This window comes from Acetobacterium malicum subsp. dehalogenans DSM 11527 (assembly GCF_000472665.1).
Taxonomy (GTDB): domain Bacteria; phylum Bacillota; class Clostridia; order Eubacteriales; family Eubacteriaceae; genus Acetobacterium; species Acetobacterium malicum.
In genome coordinates, this window is the sequence record NZ_AXAC01000025.1 from 1 (window position 1) to 16935 (window position 16935).

18 protein-coding genes and 1 riboswitch are annotated in these 16935 nt (G+C 47.1%); of the genes, 1 reads left to right on the forward strand and 17 read right to left on the reverse strand.

All coding sequences use genetic code 11. The features are described from left to right. Positions 1-252: 252 nt before the first annotated feature. From A3KS_RS20860 to A3KS_RS0110445, 5 genes are all read right to left on the reverse strand, one after another. A complete protein-coding gene (locus tag A3KS_RS20860; RefSeq protein ID WP_035355975.1) occupies positions 253-837 on the reverse strand; it encodes a thiamine phosphate synthase in 585 nt (194 codons plus the stop codon). Positions 838-910: 73 nt separating this feature from the next. Continuing rightward, entirely contained in the window at positions 911-2065 is a 1155-nt protein-coding gene (gene thiH / locus A3KS_RS0110430; RefSeq protein ID WP_026394877.1) for a 2-iminoacetate synthase ThiH, read from the reverse strand. A 1-nt stretch (position 2066) separates the two neighbouring features. Then, complete coding sequence (locus A3KS_RS0110435; RefSeq protein WP_026394878.1) at positions 2067-2831, reverse strand: thiazole synthase; 765 nt, start codon at positions 2829-2831, stop codon at positions 2067-2069. A gap of 86 nt (positions 2832-2917) precedes the next feature. Further along, positions 2918-3112, reverse strand: a complete 195-nt coding sequence (thiS, locus tag A3KS_RS0110440; RefSeq protein WP_026394879.1) for a sulfur carrier protein ThiS — start codon at positions 3110-3112, stop codon at positions 2918-2920. Positions 3113-3430: 318 nt separating this feature from the next. Continuing rightward, complete coding sequence (locus tag A3KS_RS0110445; RefSeq protein ID WP_026394880.1) at positions 3431-3721, reverse strand: hypothetical protein; 291 nt, start codon at positions 3719-3721, stop codon at positions 3431-3433. 221 nt (positions 3722-3942) lie between these two features. Between A3KS_RS0110445 and A3KS_RS0110450 the strand changes: the two genes are divergently transcribed. Then, positions 3943-4746: an HAD-IIA family hydrolase gene (locus A3KS_RS0110450; protein ID WP_026394881.1), complete on the forward strand. Its 804-nt coding sequence runs from the start codon at positions 3943-3945 to the stop codon at positions 4744-4746. 100 nt (positions 4747-4846) lie between these two features. Here A3KS_RS0110450 and A3KS_RS0110455 read toward each other — a convergent pair whose 3' ends face one another. The 12 genes from A3KS_RS0110455 to nikB all read right to left on the reverse strand — a co-directional run bounded on the left by A3KS_RS0110455 (position 4847) and on the right by nikB (position 16904). After that, positions 4847-5602 carry a TMEM165/GDT1 family protein gene (locus tag A3KS_RS0110455; RefSeq protein ID WP_026394882.1) on the reverse strand — a complete coding sequence of 252 codons (756 nt, stop codon included), beginning with the start codon at positions 5600-5602 and terminating at the stop codon, positions 4847-4849. 259 nt (positions 5603-5861) lie between these two features. Then, entirely contained in the window at positions 5862-6626 is a 765-nt protein-coding gene (locus tag A3KS_RS0110460; protein WP_026394883.1) for an ABC transporter ATP-binding protein, read from the reverse strand. Beyond that, entirely contained in the window at positions 6610-7452 is an 843-nt protein-coding gene (locus tag A3KS_RS0110465) for an ABC transporter ATP-binding protein (protein ID WP_026394884.1), read from the reverse strand. Before A3KS_RS0110465 ends, A3KS_RS0110460 begins: the two co-directional genes overlap by 17 nt. Continuing rightward, positions 7449-8345, reverse strand: coding sequence for a nickel/cobalt ABC transporter permease (opp1C, locus tag A3KS_RS0110470; protein ID WP_026394885.1), 897 nt, complete (start codon positions 8343-8345; stop codon positions 7449-7451). The genes A3KS_RS0110465 and opp1C overlap by 4 nt, the downstream gene beginning before the upstream one ends. 1 nt (position 8346) lies before the next feature. Continuing rightward, on the reverse strand, positions 8347-9276 hold the full coding sequence (opp1B, locus tag A3KS_RS0110475) for a nickel/cobalt ABC transporter permease (protein ID WP_026394886.1): 930 nt from the start codon (positions 9274-9276) through the stop codon (positions 8347-8349). A 40-nt stretch (positions 9277-9316) separates the two neighbouring features. Continuing rightward, complete coding sequence (nikA, locus tag A3KS_RS0110480; RefSeq protein WP_026394887.1) at positions 9317-10912, reverse strand: nickel ABC transporter substrate-binding protein; 1596 nt, start codon at positions 10910-10912, stop codon at positions 9317-9319. A gap of 218 nt (positions 10913-11130) precedes the next feature. After that, a riboswitch (cobalamin riboswitch) is annotated at positions 11131-11325 on the reverse strand. A 207-nt stretch (positions 11326-11532) separates the two neighbouring features. Continuing rightward, positions 11533-11871, reverse strand: a complete 339-nt coding sequence (locus A3KS_RS0110490; protein WP_026394888.1) for a metal-sensing transcriptional repressor — start codon at positions 11869-11871, stop codon at positions 11533-11535. Between the two features lie 90 nt (positions 11872-11961). After that, entirely contained in the window at positions 11962-12717 is a 756-nt protein-coding gene (locus A3KS_RS0110495; protein WP_026394889.1) for an ABC transporter ATP-binding protein, read from the reverse strand. Between the two features lie 3 nt (positions 12718-12720). Further along, entirely contained in the window at positions 12721-13503 is a 783-nt protein-coding gene (locus A3KS_RS0110500; RefSeq protein ID WP_026394890.1) for an ABC transporter ATP-binding protein, read from the reverse strand. 26 nt (positions 13504-13529) lie between these two features. Continuing rightward, positions 13530-15089 (reverse strand): ABC transporter substrate-binding protein, encoded by a 1560-nt coding sequence (locus A3KS_RS0110505; RefSeq protein ID WP_026394891.1) that lies wholly within the window; start codon positions 15087-15089, stop codon positions 13530-13532. Continuing rightward, positions 15073-15966: a nickel transporter permease gene (nikC, locus tag A3KS_RS0110510; RefSeq protein WP_035355978.1), complete on the reverse strand. Its 894-nt coding sequence runs from the start codon at positions 15964-15966 to the stop codon at positions 15073-15075. Before nikC ends, A3KS_RS0110505 begins: the two co-directional genes overlap by 17 nt. Then, the gene (nikB, locus tag A3KS_RS0110515; protein WP_026394893.1) at positions 15966-16904 is read right to left on the reverse strand and encodes a nickel ABC transporter permease; all 939 of its coding nucleotides are present in this window, start codon (positions 16902-16904) and stop codon (positions 15966-15968) included. The genes nikC and nikB overlap by 1 nt, the downstream gene beginning before the upstream one ends. Between the last annotated feature and the right edge of the window lie 31 nt (positions 16905-16935).

The window sequence follows — 16935 nt, forward strand, 5'->3', positions numbered from 1 at the left end:
TCATATATACCATCACTGGTTCACTTGCGTTCCGTTCCAACAACCGCCATCAGCTTCCTTCAGACCCTTCCGTCGCCGGAAACGCCCTTGCTTACAGCTTGTCTTCCCAATTAGCCAGGTGACAGGTCTTCTTTCAGACCATTAGCTCGGCAACATGCCTCGCAAACCAAAAAGGGATAATGGCTAAGCCTTATCCCTTTTTTGTTTAAACCCGATCGCTTCAATTGTAGCGGTGTTATTAAAAATAATTCATTAAAAGATAAATCGCTGCGCCAGGGTTTCCGGGTGATCGGTGGTCATCGCTTCGCTCATGATGCAGACCCCTTTGGCGCCGGCCATCATCGCAATTTTGTAATTGACTTCGCTGATGCCGCCAATGGCATAAACCGGGATGTTGACGGAATCGCATACTTCTTTGAGAAAACGGAGTCCCCGGGCCGGTAGGCCTTTTTTGCAATCGGTGGGGAAAACATGACCAGCAATCAAGTAGTCGGCTCCCAATCTTTCCGCTTCGCAGGCCTGTTCCACCGAGTGAACCGATACCCCAACCTGATCGAAAGCTTTGATTGCTTGGCCCTTTTTCCGGATATCATCAATCGATACCTGAACTGCGCCCACCTTTAATCGTTCGGCCGTTTCAATATTATGATTGATGATCAGTTTCACCTGATACCGATCACAGATTTCTTTCACTTTAATAGCCAGCTCTAGATAGTCTGGTTCATCCAGTTCTTTTTCTCGCAGCATAATGGCATCGGGTTTCCCACTGGCAATTTCATTGATGCGACTCAGAAAATCGTCCCGGCACAATTTCTGGTTAGTTATACAAATCAGCATAATAGGCTCCTTCATTTTTCTTGTTTATAGTCTATCATATTTTGAGAAAAAGAAAACCGTCAATTAATAAGCTTTATACCCGGATATAGTCGCGATAAACTGGCTGAAGGCCACGGTTTAAAATCATCTGATGCACTTCGGTAACGCTGCGGGGATCAGAAATCTCAAACTGTTCATCGCCCTTTTCTTCCTGTTCATGACCGCCCACGCCGACCCTGACACCAGCCGAAATTTTTGTCGCCACCATCCCGATGACATGATCCCGAAAGCCGGCCCGTTCCCGGGTTGAAATGGTGATTCCCGCAAAGGGCATCAGCAAGCGGTAGGCCAGCATCACCTGCAGCAACTGTTGCTCATGGACATCATTAGGGTTGTTATTGGCATTGTTTATAAAGGGCCTGAGTCGGGGGGTGGAAAAGCCGATTTCGGCATGAGGGTATTTCTGCTGAATAAAAAAAGCATGAAGCCCGGTGGCAAAGGCGTCTTTTCTGAAGTCATCCAAACCCAGCAAGGCCCCAAAGGACACTCCCCGCATGCCCCCCATCAAGGCCCGCTCCTGGGCGTCAAACCGATAGGGAAAGACCCGCTTGGGCCCACTTAAATGAACCTGTTGATATTTGTCGAGATTATAGGTTTCCTGATAGACCGAGACAAAATCGGCGCCGCATTTTTTAAGATAGGCGTATTCATCAGCATTCAGGGGATAGATTTCAATCCCCACGGTAGCAAAATATTCTGCCGCCAGCTTAACCGCGGCCCCAATATACTCCACTCCGGAATGATGCCGGGATTCTCCGGTTAAAATCAATATCTCTGTTAATCCAGTTTTGGCAATGGCTTCCAGCTCACTCTCCATTTCCGCCCGACTAAGCTTGCCCCGGCGGATTTTATTTTTGCAATTAAATCCACAGTATACACAGTTATTTTCACAGTAATTGGCAATATAAAGGGGGGTGAACAGACCGATACTGTTGCCAAAGTATCTTCTGGTTTCAATAATGGCTTTTTTTGCCATTTCTTCTAAATATGGTGTCGCAGCGGGTGATAATAAGGCTCCATAATCTTCCAGCGATAAATGATTTTTTTTCAGGGCTTCTTCCACATCCCGGGCTGACACCTTGGAATAGTCATAGTTATCCACATTTATTAAGACCTTATCCCGGATATCCGAAGCGATCATTGCCATTCCCGGTTGATAGGCCATCGGATCCGTTCGTTTCACTGCCATCCTAATCCTCCAAAAATCCGGTTAAGGGACTGGATGCTTCCGCCTCGGTTAAGACCCGACCGAGACCAGCCAGATAGGCATTTCGGCCCGATTCAATAGCCTGACCAAAGGCCCTGGCCATCAGTGGTATATTTTTGGCCGTCGCCACCGCTGTATTGCACATCACTGCATCGACCCCCATTTCCATCGCCTCACAGGCCTGGGACGGCCGCCCGATGCCAGCATCGACGATAATCGGAACCGCAATTTCATTGACCAGAATCTCAATAAAATCCCGGGTGCTCAGTCCCTTGTTGCTGCCAATCGGGGCCGCCAATGGCATGACTGCCGCCGCTCCGGCACTGACTAAATCCCGGGCGACATTTAAATCCGGATACATATAGGGCAGCACCACAAAACCATCTTTGGCCAGGATCTCCGTAGCTTTAATGGTTTCATAGTTATCAGGAAACAGATATTTGGAATCCCTGATGACTTCGACCTTAACAAAATTCCCGCAATTGATTTCCCGGGCCAGCCGGGCGATTTTAACCGCTTCTTCAGCGGTTCTGGCTCCGGAGGTGTTGGGCAGCAACGTAACATTTAAGGGAATATAATCGAGAATATTTTCTTCGCCGCCCAGATTGGCCCGCCGTAGCGCCAGGGTTACTATTTCCGCGCCGCCATTCTCTATCACCGCCTTCACAATTTCCAGTGAAAACTTTCCCGACCCCAAAATAAACCGGGAATTAAAAGGGTGTCCGCCAATTACTAATTGATCTGTCATTTTTTCTCCTTTGTGACTTTATTATTGGTATTTATAAAACATCTCATTTGAACAATCATTGCCAGCGTTTTGTTGCCTAATGAGGATCAACCACCACCCACAAAGCGAACTACTTCGAGAGTATCCTCCTCACATAGTACCACTGTATCATAGGTCGGTTTCGGGATGATTTCACCATTTCTGGCCACCGCCAGGGTAGCCACATCAAACTGATTGACTTCCAAAAACTGTAATAGATTTTGACAGTTGCCCAGGGTCATTTCTTTTCCATTAACTCTCATTTTGATTACATCCTTCTTTGTTTGTAAAAATTTGAACAAAATTTGCTTTGATGTCGGTTTCCGCAAACAATTTTTTAACGTGTAGGCGAACAGGCGGTAGCCTGTCCGACGTACAGTGTAAAAATTGTTTAGCGCAAACCGGCAGCGAAGCTAACGGCACTTTATTAACTAACCATATTTTAAACGCAAAAAAAGCACAAAACGCGATTACACCCTTTCGGTGGTGTACCCCATTTTGCGCTACTATTTATCTCTTGCTGTTCTAATATTATTACATCACATCGCTAAAGTCAAGCCCCGATTTTAATCCGGATTCTGCTATTGACGAGTGTAGGCATTGAAGGCTGCCATTTTGCTCTTATCTTCTTCAATTTCTTGGATTTCTTTTTTTAAAGCTTCCAGTCGGGCTGTCAGGGCGCCAACTTCCTCTTCATCCACCGAACGATTGGTCACTTCCTTTTTAATCCCCAGCGCCAAAAGCTGATCGTCTTTTTCCTCATATTCTTTGCGGAGCAGGTCTAGCTTTGATTCACAGTTAATCAGCTGTTTTTTGATCATCCGCATCACACGCATATCATCATAATTTTTTAAGATTGTCTCCATTTGCATTCCTTTGCCTTCCTGAAACAGTATTTTTCCTGTTTTTGAGTTTATCACAGTTGCCCGGGCAAATACTTATGCGAAGACGAAAAATTTTTGCCATTCCTAGTTTAAGTTAAATTTTTACATTTATTTACATCTTTTTACATAAATTAACCCTATTTTTAAGATGAATCCGGATTAAATAGGGTATAATATTGTAAATAAATGAAAAAAATGGAGGTACAAAAATGAATGAAGAATTATTAGAACTGATAAAAAATAAAAAAGGCTTTATTTGCGATATGGATGGCGTTATCTATCACGGTAATCGGCTGCTGCCAGGCGTAAAAGAATTTGTCGATTGGCTTTACGCTACCGATAAAAATTTCCTCTTCCTGACCAATTCCAGTGAACGTTCACCCATTGAACTAAAGGAAAAGCTGGCGCGTCTGGGTCTGGACATTGATGAAAGCCATTTTTATACCAGCGCCCTGGCGACCGCAAAATTTTTGAAAGATCAATCCCCCGGTTGTTCGGCCTATGTCATTGGTGAACCGGGTCTGGTCAATGCCCTTTATGATGTCGGAATTACCATGAATGATGTGGATCCGGACTATGTCGTTTTTGGCGAGACCCGCTCTTATAATTACGACTCTGTTCTCCGCGCTGTGAAGCTGATTCAAAAAGGTGCTAAACTGATTGCCACTAACCCGGATTTAACCGGTCCCACCGAAGACGGTATTGTGCCGGCCTGTCGGGCCTTTGTCGCGCCGATCGAATTGGCCACCGGCAAGGAAGCCTATTACGTCGGTAAACCCAACCCACTGATGATGCGTACCGGGATTAAACGGCTGGGCGTTCACAGTGATGATGCCCTGATTATTGGCGACCGCATGGATACTGATATTATTGCCGGAATCGAATCCGGTCTCACCACTTTTCTGGTTCTCAGCGGTGTGTCCACCCGGGCAACGGTTAAAGATTTTCCTTACCGTCCCAACTATATTCTCACCGGCATTGATGAGATTGTAGCCGGACTGGGACTACAGTAAAACACATTAATTTAAAATCTATTTTAACTTAATCTTAATCTTAATAGCTTAACAACAAAAAAGTTGCGATGTTTTTTCTTAAACATCGCAACTTTTTTGACTAATTATTATGATTCTCTTTGCTGTCCCCTTCATCAATTTTACAATAACATGGTGGTTCACTTTCTTTTTTTTCTTCTTCCCGTTCTTTTTTAATCAAGTAGTAGGATGCCCCAGCCGTCACAATCAACAATGCAATCATTAACAAAATTATCGTTGCGATCCCCAACTGCAATTGCTGGGAGGCCACCTGATAGGTGCCAATAAATCCAAATAACATAAAGGCCCCGGCGGATACCAGCTTAACTGTTCGTTCAGGGATTTTTTTACATAGTACCACCCCAATGATAATCCCGATGGCATCGGCAATCAGCATCCCGGTGGTCGTTCCCACCAGAACACCAATGGCATTCTCAGGAAATTTGGTGGCCAGCGCAATCGTCGCCAACTGGGTTTTATCACCCATTTCAGCGATAAAAAAGGCGATTGTAACGGTGATAATCGGGCCGAATTTAGTTGCCCTATTTTCCTCACCATTAAGCTTATCCCCTCTGATGGTCCATAATCCAAAGAAAATAAAAGATAACGAAGCAATTCCCTGAATCCAGATCTGGGCGCCATCAAACCGGGTAATATAATTTCCCACTGCCACCGCCAGAGCATGGTTAAATACCGTGGCAATAAAAACCCCGATCATTACCTTGGAAGCCTTATACTTGGTGGCAAAGGCCATTGCTAACAGTTGGGTCTTATCCCCCATTTCAGCCAGAACCACCGCCCCGACAGCAACTAAAAACGCGACAAAATTTAAATACATTTTTCTTTCCTTCCAACTATATTTAAGCAGTACCACCTTTTCCAAAATAAAAAGACTCTTAGCATAATCCACCCGCAAATGGACTACGCTAAAAGTCTCGTTACCAGAATTGGCTACAAAGCCAGGTGATGAATCACCAGTATGTTGACTTTGTATAACAACTACTCCCTCTCAACGTTATTATTTTACAATAATCTCCCCATCATTGTCAACCTAAAAACGGCGAAGTGCTATTCTAAAGTGGCACTTCGCTGTTTTCCTAAACCTCAAAGGGAATCACCGACGCCAGCAAATCCCGGGCATACTTGTTTTTTGCCATCGCCAATTCGCCGCTTTGCAGTTCTTCGACGATCTGTCCCTGATACAAAAAAAGTATCTTATTACACAGATGAGACACCGCCTGCAGATCATGAGCGACAAAGAGGTAGGTGATATTCATCTCAATGCGCAACCGATGGAGCAATTTAAGGATCTGGGATTGCACCGAAACATCCAGGGAGCTGATCGCTTCGTCCAGCACAATAAACCGGGGGTTGGTGGCAATGGCTCTGGCAATACACACCCGCTGCAACTGACCGCCACTGAGTTCATGGGGGTAACGGTTTTTAATTTCATGCTCCAGCCCCACCTTCACCAGCAATCGATCGATGCGCTGATCCAAATCTGTTACCGCACCGCTGGCGTAAATGGGTTCAGCAATCGCTTCTACCACGGTATAGCGGGGATTTACCGACGCCGTATAATCCTGAAATACCACCGACATTTTTCCCTTATTGTTTTTAATCCATTGTTTTGCCGGGATCCCTTCAAATAAGATGCTGCCCTTATCTGGCTTCTCCAGACCCATAATCAGTCGCGCCAGGGTACTTTTTCCACTGCCACTTTCACCAATCAAGCCGACGCAGGATCCGGCTTCAATGGTCAGGTTCACCCCGTTTAGGATCTTCACCCGGGAGCCGCCAAAATTGACGCCCACCTTCAGATAACTTTTTTCCAGGTCCTTTATCTCAAGTAGATTGGCCATTATGGTCTCCTTTTCTCATCGCCTTTCGGAACGACTCCGTCAGTTCCATTCGGGTGTCAATGAGATATTTAGTATAAGCATGCTGGGGATTTGCAAAAATGTCGGCTGCATCCCCATACTCCACCGCGGCTCCATCCTTCATGACCAGCAGCCGATCCGACAGATGTTTAACCACCCCCAGATCATGCGAAATAAAGATCAGTGCCGTTCCCATTTTTTCGCGGATCATTTTAAATTCTTCCACCACCTGTCCCTGATTAATCGAATCCAGGGCAGTGGTGGGTTCATCCGCCACAATCAGATCCGGCTCCATCGCCAGAGCGGTGGCAATCATGCAGCGCTGCAGCATCCCGCCGGATAGCTGATGGGGATATTTTTTCAGCACCTGCTCCGGGTCATGAATATTTATCAGGCCCAGGGCTTCTTTAGCCAGTGTTAGACTCTGTTTTTTGGTAAGTTGCTTATTCTCGACAAAGGTCTCGGCCATCTGATCACCGATTTTGGCAATCGGATCAAAGGCTGACATGGCATCCTGAAGGATCATCGCAATTTGTTTGCCGCGAATCTTCCGCATCGTATTTTCGTCCTCCCGGAGCAGGTCCAACTCGCTGTTCCGGGACTTAAAAACGGCCAATCCCTGACTTTTCAACCAGGGATTGGTAATTCCCAACAGCGCTCTGGTAATCATCGATTTTCCGCTGCCGCTTTCACCGACAATCCCCAGACAGCTGTTTTCTGCCACGGCAAAGCTGACATCATGAATAATTTCATCCTGATCCCGTTCATCAGTGACTCTGAGATTTCTGACTTCTAATAGTACGCTCATTCGGTCACCACCTTTTTTCGGCCAAATAAAGAATCAAGTAAAGAATATCGTTTCGTCTTAAAGCCCCTATTGATTTTGGGATTAAGCGCCTCCTGAATGCTGTCGCCGAGAAAATTAAAGGCTGCCACTACCAGAAAGATAGCCATCCCCGGCGCCAGCATCTGGCCGGGATTGGTGGTCATAACATTTTTGGCTTCATTGAGCATCATCCCCCATTCGGCCGTCGGTGGCTGAACCCCCAGACCCAGAAAGGAAAGCGCCGAAATATTCAAAATAATCGCTGCCGTATCCAGGGTCGCCAGCACCGCAATCTCGCCGATAGCACCAACCAGCAGATGTTTTCTGACAATGTGCCCGGTTGAGCAGCCGGCGACCTTGGCAAAGCGGATATAGTTGCTGTCCATAAACTGGATTACAATCGAGCGAATCATCCGCACATACCAGGCCCATTTGGCGATCACCGTGGCCAGAACAATGTTGGTTATTCCGGTTCCCAAAATCCCCACAATCGCCAGGATCAGCACCTCGCTGGGGAAGGACAGCATGATATCGCAGATCCGCATGATCACATCGTCGACGGTTCCCCTGAAATAACCGGCCATCACCCCCAGCACCGTACCAATAACAATGGTCACCACCATCGTCAGCACTGAAACGAGGATCGTCACCCGGCCGCCAAATAAAATCCGCGAAAAGACATCCCGGCCTAATTGATCGGTGCCAAACCAATGAGTCAGCGATGGTCCCTGAAACTTATCAATGATGTTCTGAGCCGTGGGATCGTAGGGCGCTAACAAAGGCGCCAGAATAGCCAGCGTAATCACCATTAACAGAAATAAGCTGACCCCCATGGCCAGGTTATCATTTCGGAACCGTTTCCAGAATCCTGCCATCTCAGGCCTCCTTTCTTCTACGGGGATCGATCCAGACGGATCCCAGATCCACCAGTAAATTACAAAATACAAAAAGCACCGCCATGATCAGCACATAGGCCTGAATCATCGGAAAATCGCGGTTGAATATCGCCGTCACACAAAGCCTCCCGATTCCCGGCCAGGCAAAAATGTTTTCAATCACGACCGTTCCGGCAATCAGCTTGGGAATCGACATCCCCAGGGCCGTTAAGGAGGTTTGCAGGGAATTTTTAAAGACATGTTTCATAATTGTCTGTTCCTTCAATCCCCGGACCCGTCCATACAGCACATAATTCTCCCGCTTGTTATGAATCATATTGTTCCGGATCAGCCGGACATAGGTTGCAATGTATCCCAGCGACAAGGTCACCGCTGGCAGAAGCACCGCAACCGGGGTCGTCATCCCGCTGGTCGGCAGCCATTTTAGTTTCACGGCAAAAAGCCACATCAGCAGAATACCCGCCCAGAAGCCGGGAATGGCGGTTCCCACAAAAACGATCGCCCGCATCGTTTTATCGGTGATGCTATCCTCTTTTACGGCACATAAAACCCCGGCACCGACCGAGACAACAACGATGATTAACAGCGAAACACCGGCTAGATAAAGGGTCGGCGGCAGCGCCTTGGCGATTTCTTCCCCAACTGGTTTATTATTCGCATAGCTGTTGCCAAAATCCCCCTGAAGGGCATTGCTAAGCCAGGTCAGATAGCGGGTCATAAAGGGATCGTCCAGTCCCAACTGCTCCCGCATCTGGGCAATATTTTCTGCGGTGGGGGTGATCTCATTGACCCGAATGGCCACCTCGGCCGGATCACTGGGGCTTAAATTGATTAAAACAAAGGCAAAAAAGGAGATTCCGATTAAAATCGGAATCATCCACAGGAGCCTTTTGACAATGTAATTCTTCATGGTCTTACTCCCTTTTGTTATTCCAATTTGTCATACCTGATTAATTGGAAAAGTACATTTTTTCGAATGGTATTTCATATTGCGAATCATTAAAGGTTACCCCTTCTAAACCAGTAATGGCTACCGCTTTTGTTTTTGAATAAGAAATCGGTATGTACACAAACTGGTCATTAATATAAGTCAGTACCTCTTTATACATTGCTGCCCGTTTGGTTTCATCTGACTCCGTCATAATTTTGGTAATGGTTTCATCCAGCCACTGTTTCTTTTCCAATCCAGCCTGAGCCTGATAATCGCCATGAGCGGGAATTCGCCAGGATGAAACATAGGATTGCGGGTCATAGGGCGTTCCCCAGGACAGTGAATACTGAAGATCAAAATCTCCGGTTTTCTGACGATCCAAAAACGCCTGTTTTTCTTCTCCGAGAATATTCATCTTAATCCCAACGGCGGCCAAATCTGCCTGAATCGAGGTGGCAATAGTGCCTTCCTGAGCGTTTTTGGAATTATAGGAAAGAGTGATTTCGCATTTCTGGCCATCCTTTTCGCGAACCCCATCAGTTCCCAGCTTCCAGCCGGCTTCTTCCAATAATTGTTTGGTTTTTTCCTGATTATAGGTAATGGTTTTAAGCTCAATGTTGCAATAAGGCACATCTTTTGATAACAGCGTATCAGCCTGATCCTCCGAACCATTTAAAATGCCCTGAATAATGTTGGTCTTATTGACCGCATATTCAATCGCTTCCCGGACTTTAATGTCTTTGGTGATCGGTGCTTTACTATTAATGAGAATCGCTCGGGACGCTACCGGTTCACTGCTATAGGTTTTATAGGCGCCTTCTTCTTCCAGCTTTTTATACGAATCCAGGTCAACCTGATCGCCATCCGCCCCAAAGAGCAGATCCACTTCACCGTTCTGGAGAGCTAATAAAATTGTCTGGGGATCTGGCATGACCTTCCAGTTGATGGTTTTGATTTTAGTCTTTTCGCCCCAGTACGTTTCATTCTGGGTAAAGGTGGCGTACTGATTATCGACATGCTCGGATAACACCCAGGGACCGGTACCAACATAGCCATTGACCCCTTCTTTGGTTGTGCCATTGACAAAACAATTGGGTGAAATAAAGCGGAACGGACGGGTCAGACCCAACTCAACCAGGGTCGGATAATAAGGATGCTTTAACACCAGCTTAAAGGTATGTTCATCAACCACCACATTTTCCTTGATCTCATTGACCATATCCAACCAGGCATGGCGTTCCAGGTTTCCGACGATGGCATCCATGTTTAGTTTGACCGCGGCCGCATTAAAAGCAGCCCCATCCGTAAAGGTAACCCCTTTTCGTAGATGGAAGGTATATTCCAGTCCATCCGCCGAGATTTCCCAGCTTTCCGCCAGCGCTGGCTTCACTTCGCCGCCCTCATTTTTCGTCAACCCTTCAAAAACCATATTTTGGGCCGACATCTCGCCCGAATAGAGATGGGGGTTAATGTCCCGGATATCCTTGGTACAGGCATAATTCAATTCTTCCTTGGTGGAAACATCGGTTTTGGCCGATGCACCACTGCAACCGGCCAAGATGCTGGTACACAACACAGCGGTGATTAGCACCGCTAAACCTTTTTTCAGCTTCATTTTCTTTTCTCCTCTTAAATACTTGTTTTATTTGATCAACTTCCTGTTTCATACTACTGCGCATTGTAGCAAAAACCTCAGCTTTATCACAAAATTAAAAATTTGCACCGGTATTTTTGAGGTATTTTTTCCATAAAAAAACCCCACCATCTCAGAAAAGATAGTGAGGTCGCAAAAAAAGCCTGCCAAAAAAAACACCTCCTCTATCACGCGTAGAGATTGAGTAATTAAAGCAGGCAGGTCTTCTGGCTAAAGCGTCAACATTGCCTCCTGCCTTCCCATATTCTGGTGGCATTCCTGGAGGAACTCTTCTCTTACAGCGGCGGGACCGCGGGGGATTTTCACCCCTCTTCCCTTTTCACCAGCCTGTAATACATTCGATTACCGCCGGCACCTGTTTTATTAATATTCAATTTAATTTATCAGCCCGTGTTTTAATAAAAAACAATCAAGCCACTAAAAAACAGAAACAATGCCACAATCACGTGTTTTTCATTGTTTCTGTTTGCCATTTTAACATGCTTAAACCGCCTGTGCAAGTCTCTTTTTAAGAAATGGTATTCTGTTTTGGAATGTCTTTCCATGCCAGTCGCTATTTGTCCGACTTTAACCCACGGCGCTTATTTCATAAAGCGGTCAATCGCTTTTCTGAGTTCTTCTAAAGCCTTTTCGTCGTTATTCTCCACCGCATCAACGATGCAGTGCTCAATGTGATCCTGTAAAATAATTTTGCCGACGTTATTAATAGCTGATTTCACCGCTGAAAGCTGGATCAGCACCTCGGTGCAGTCTCTTCCCGACTCGACCATTTTTTTCACCGATTCAAGATGACCCGCAGCCCGAGAAAGACGATTCAATACTGATTTGGTCTGGGTATGTTCATGATGATGGTGGTGGTGATCTCCGCCGTGGCCACTATCACGTCCACCATCGATCCCTTCACCCTGATGTTCATGCATCTCCGTTCACCTCATTTTCTATATCTGTTTAACCCATTATAACAGATATAACAAAAGGACACCACCCAATGGGAGATGCCCTTTCATATCTTACAGAATCGAATCGATCAGTTTTTTGGTATAGGCTTCCCGGGGATTCGCAATCACCTCGTCCGGGGTACCGGTTTCTATCACCCGACCCTGATGCATCACCAGCACCCGGTCGCAGCATTGCTGGACCAGAGCCAGATCATGACAGATCATCAGTTGTGACATCCCCTGATTTTTCTGCAATTCCATCAGTAGTTTTACAATCTGAGTCTGGACGGTGACATCCAGAGCGCTGGTGGCTTCATCGCAGATGAGCAGCTGGGGTTGCCGGGCAATAGCCCGGGCAATCGAGGCCCGCTGACACTCACCGCCGCTGACCTCGCTGGGATAGCGACTGGCAAATTCCAGACCAAGGCCACAGATTTCCAGGTATTCAATGGCTTTGTTTTTAGCCGCCCGACGACCCATGCCCTGATTGATCAGCCCTTCCATGACACTTTCCCCCAGCCGAATCCGGGGATTAAAGGAATCCACCGGCATCTGAAAAACCATCTGAACCAGTTGGTAAACCCGTTTGCGTTCTTTTCGTCCGGGGTTTTTAAGTGTTTTGCCATCCAGAATAATATCACCGCCATCCAAAGATTCCAGTCCGGTAATCATCTTGGCAACTGTGCTTTTACCGCTGCCACTTTCGCCCACCAGCGCCAGGCATTCGCCTTTGTCGACATGGAAGCTGATCTCATCAACCGCACAAATAGTGCTTTTTCCTTTGGTATAGGTTTTTTTTAAATTGCTGACTGCTAAAATCCTATTCATGTCTCACCTTTTTATCCGGGGCATGGCCGCAATCAGCTGGCGGGTGTAATCCTGCTGAGGATGATCAATCACCTCCCGGGCCTTACCGTATTCAACCAGCTGACCCTTGCACATCACTGCCACGGTATCGGCCATAAATGACACCACCCCAATATTATGGGTCACCACCACAATTCCGGTTCCAAATGCTTCCCGCATCGCCATCATTTCCCTAACCACCTGGGCCTGAACAGTGACATCCAGAGCCGAGGTCGGTTCATCAGCAAAAAGTAGCTCCGGTTCCAGTAGCATTGCCATGACAATGCCGACCCGTTGATTCATCCCACCGGATAGTTCAAAGGGATAGCTATTTAAAATTCGCTCGGCATCCCTTAAATGAATCTTCTCAAACAGGGCGGTGGCCTTTTCCCGGACCAGCTGACGGTCACTAACGCCGTGCTCGGCCATGGTTTCATAAAGCTGTTCGCCAATCGTCCTTATCGGACACAGGGCACTGCCACAGTTTTGAAAAATCATCCCCATTTCCGGACCCCGCAGCATCCGCAGTGCTTCATCATCAAGATCAAGAACCGGCTGACCCTTATAGCAAATCTCACCTCGGTTGACCAGACCGGCCGGGCCCAGAAGACCCATGGCCGCCTTGATCAGGGTGCTTTTACCACTGCCGGACTCGCCGACAATCCCGAGGATCTCACCTGATTGCATGTTTAAGTTGATCTCTCGAACCGTCGGCTCGCCGTCGTAGGATATTTCGACGTTTTGAAATTCCAGTAATGGTTGTTGCATAAACTCTTCTTTCTGATCGGGACTATTTATTCGTTGATATCCAGATCGGCTGTGATTTCATAATAATCCGATGGATGGGCCGTAAAGCCGGTGACACTCTTTTTCATCACAAAGGACATTTTTAAATGAGAGGCATAGATATAGGCATTGTCGTCAAGAACTTGCTGGGCAATTGAAACCGCCAGCGCTGCCCGTTTTTCGGTGTCAAATTCATTTCGTAACTGTGCAACAAGGGTTTCCACCTTGTCATTATGATAGTGCCCACGATTGTAATCGGAATTATCAACCACATGGGTGGTGAAATAATATTGGGGATCTCCGGTTGGCGCAGTTACAAAGGCGTTGGCAAAAACATCATAGTCTCCTGCTTTCAGAAAATCCTTGTAGGAATCGGTGGCGTTGACCTGAACATCAATGCCTGCTTGTTTATAGGTAGCCTGAACCGATTCGGCCAGCAGCGGCAGCTCCTGACGGGAGGTGTAGGTCAGCCATTTGATCGATAATTTCTGGCCATCTTTTTCGCGGATGCCATCGCCATCGGTATCAACCCAGCCCGCTGCTTCCAGCACTTTTTTTGCGCCGTCAATGTCATAAGCGGTGTCCTTAACGGCGTCGCCGCCAAATGTAAAGTTAGCCGGGAAAGGACCTGCTGCCGGCGTTCCATTGCCCTTTAACAACACCGTGGTAAAGCCGTCCTTGTCCATGCTCATGGCCATCGCTTTACGAACGGCATCGTCTTTAATCACCGCTGAATTATAGTTAAGAGCGGCCTGATAAACCCGGGAAGTATTGGTGGAGCTGATGGTGTAGTCATCGTTGTTTTGAAACAGTTCCAGATTGGCATAGGGCAGACCCTGGGCGGCATCAATTTCGCCGCTTTGCAGGGCCATGGTTAAGGTATCGCCGTCGGTGATACTCTTAACATTAACTTTGCCCACCTTTGGTTTGCCGCCCCAGTAGTCCGCATTGGCTTCCAGATTAACCTCCGTATCGGTGACGGTTTTGGCTACATAAGGACCCGTACCCACCACATTTTTACCATCGGGTGTTACGCCAGCTTCCATATCAAAAATGACGCCATAAGGATCACACAAATAATTGACCAGGGCTGGCGACTTAATTTCCGTTGTAATGGTGATACTTTGTCCATCAGCGCTAATCGACTTAATCTGCAGGTCTTTAGGCGCCCGGTCATGAACGGCAATCAGATCATCCAGACAAGCCTTTACTGCTTCACCAGTCATTTTCTTGCCATTGGAGAAGGTAACATCATCCCGTAAATTGATTTTAACGGTATAATCATCAATCTGTTCATAATCTTTGGCCAGCCAGGGCTCCAACTCCATCTTTTCATTGAATTTAAACAGTGTTTCACCAACCCCATAACGCAGGGTCGACCAGCCACTGTAGCCATCATGGGGATTAAGTCCGACATTCCCCATAGCCGCCCCATAAGCCATGGTTCCATAATTAAATACCTTTTCTTCCGCACTTTTGGTGCCAGTCGAACCGGCACAGCCGGTCAACATCCCGCCAACCAGTGTGGTGGTCAGCAGTAATGCCAGAATTTTACTTTTTACTTTCATTTTTTCTCCTTTTTTCTCTTTTAGTTTTGGGATCCAGTACATCTCTGACCGTATCCCCCAGTAAATTAAATAATGTTACTGATATAAAAATAGCACAACCGGGTGCTAGAATTACCCATGGCGAGGTTTGCAGCATGCTACGACCTTCACTCATCATCGAACCCCACTCGGCAATCGGCGGCATCGCCCCCAGTCCCAGAAAGGACAGTCCCGCCAGTTCCATCATCATGGTACCAATATCAAGGGTGGCGGTTACCAGAATCGGGCCGATTATATTGGGCAGAATATGCTTAAAAACAATCTTGATCGAACCGGAACCGCTAAGCCTGGCGGCGGCGATATAGGGCATATTTTTAATCGCCAGCACCTGCCCTCTGGCCAACCGGGCAAATTTGGGCCAGGAAATACAGGCCAGCGCCACCACCGCATTGATCAGCCCACCACCTAAAATGCCGGCCACGGCAATGGCAAAAACCATTCCCGGAAACGCCAGAAAGACATCCGAAATCCTCATAATCAGGGAATCAATTTTGCCACCCTGGTACCCGCAGAACAACCCTACCAGAGTCCCAAATCCAGTGATCATCGCCACCAGCAGCAGCGCCGAGTAAATAGTGGTTTGTCCCCCCATTATCACCCGGGACAACATATCCCGGCCATAGCGATCCGTCCCCAGCAGATGCTCCGGGCTGGGCGGCTGCAAGGCCTTCATTAGATCCTGAGCATAAGGGTCATAGGGGACTATCTGGGGGGCCAGGGCCGCCACCAGTAATAATAGAATCACCAAAGTCAGAAAAATATAGAATTTCGTCATCGTTTGATCTTTTTTTATTTTCCGGGTTCTGATCCGGACCGCTGTACGCTCTGTTACTTCCATCAGCCCTCCTGTTCTAATCGAATCCGGGGATCCAGATAATGATAAATGATATCGGTCACCAGATTAACGCCCACATAAATAATGGCCATCCAGATGACATAGGCCTGGATCATCGGGTAATCCCGATTCAAAATCGAATCCACTGCCAGTTTTCCGACCCCATCCCACATAAAAATTGATTCAATAATTGCTGTTCCACCCAGCAGCGAACCGATCGATAAGGCCAGCAGGGTGATAATGGTCAGCATCGCGGTCTTCAGCACACTGGCAAAAAGCACCACTGGCTCCCTGATCCCCCTGGCCCGGGCCCCGATGACATAGTCCTTATTCAGCTCATCCAGTACCGTGGTGCGAACCTGGCGGGTGTATTTTGCCGACATGGCTATTGCCAGGGTCAGCGTCGGCAAAACGATGCTCTTTAAGCTGCCATTGCCCATAACCGGAAACAGCTTTAGCTGTAAGGCTAAAAAATAGATCAGCAGCAATGAGACAAAAAAGCCCGGTAAGGCATTGCCAATAAAACTGAAAAAGCGGATCAGATAATCGGTGAAACGATTATGCCGGACGGCCGCTAAAACGCCAAAGGGAATCGAAATCAGGACGGTAAGTATTATTGAGGTCAGCGTCAGATAAATTGTCGCTGGCAATTTTGACACAAAGGTTTCAAAAACCGGTTTATTGGAAATGTAGGAAACACCCATATCGCCGGTTAATACCCCGCCCAGCCAGCTGGTATACTGGATAATAAAGGGCTGATCGAGCCCCAGTTCGTGCCTTTTTTCGGCCTTGACTTCTTCGGATACGCCGCCACTGGCATTGTCGTATAGCGCATCCACGGCATCCCCGGCGGCTGACTGCATCAGGGTGAAGGATAACAGGGTGATACCCAGAATGATTGGTATTAATTGTAATAGACGTTTTCCAACGTATTTTTTCATTGATGCAAAACCTTTCTCGCATTAGCGCATT